The sequence below is a fragment of the Bacillus sp. P4_D3 genome, assembly GCF_056401855.1.
In genome coordinates, this window is sequence record NZ_JBFUIN010001083.1 from 1 (window position 1) to 849 (window position 849).

Consider the following 849-nt stretch of genomic DNA (forward strand, 5'->3'; position numbering starts at 1 on the left):
GTTCAAACGGCTGACGGTGGTGTAGTGTTAACAGTTTCTAAAGTAGCGTTCGGGTTTGGAGCAGGAGGTTCTGATTTCCAAACGAATGATGGACAAAGAGCAAACGGTAACCCTGCATTTGGTGGCGGTAGCGCGGGTGGTGTTTCAATTACACCAGTAGCATTTCTAGTCGTGAATAAAGATGGGGTAAATATTCTTCATTTACAAAATGCGACACATTTAGCAGAAAAAATAATTGAATTAGCTCCACAAACAATCGATAAAATTCAATCGATGTTCCAAAAAGATGAAAAAAAAGAGGGGAATCATCACCCTCAAAACCCGGATGAAATCCTTTAAAAACGCCTGCTTATGAGCAGGCGTTTTTTCTTGTAATCAGTATGTAATAAAACACATGAAATTGTAAATAGTTTTTGAAGTTTTTTCTATGTTTCTAAAATTTTTCATGTTAAAATATGCTATAGAATTGAAACATATAAAACGAAGGTGGCTAGGTGCTTTGTCTGGAGGATCTGACCAAGTAAACAATATGATATATATTAATGGTAATCGTCGGGGTCATTGTTTTATTACATCTGGAATTAYGTTTAAAGAGTTTGCAAGTAACATCCCTTCACCGCTTCATCAAGTATTGCTTTTAAAGCATAATTTTGAGTGGACAGATTTTCATTATCATACTTTATTTGAATATGTTGAGGAAGAAAACATACATAAACTCATTCAAGCAGAGATTGATGAATTTGATGAATTTTGTTGGGTAGATTTCGATGATGCAAGCGATTTAGATGAGTTAGAGCCAAAAGAAATTGCAGAATTATTATATTTGGCTCACAAAAAAGAACCACTTGG

The 849-nt window shown here is 34.8% G+C and carries 1 protein-coding gene and 1 pseudogene; both read left to right on the forward strand.

Annotated features, from left to right (window positions below; all coding sequences use genetic code 11):
• The coding region (locus AC1DTM_RS29360; RefSeq protein WP_477001581.1) for a GerW family sporulation protein at positions 1-339 on the forward strand (339 nt) is incomplete at its 5' end.
• A 160-nt stretch (positions 340-499) separates the two neighbouring features.
• Positions 500-849 (forward strand): annotated as a pseudogene (locus AC1DTM_RS29365) (oxalate:formate antiporter); the annotation flags it as partial.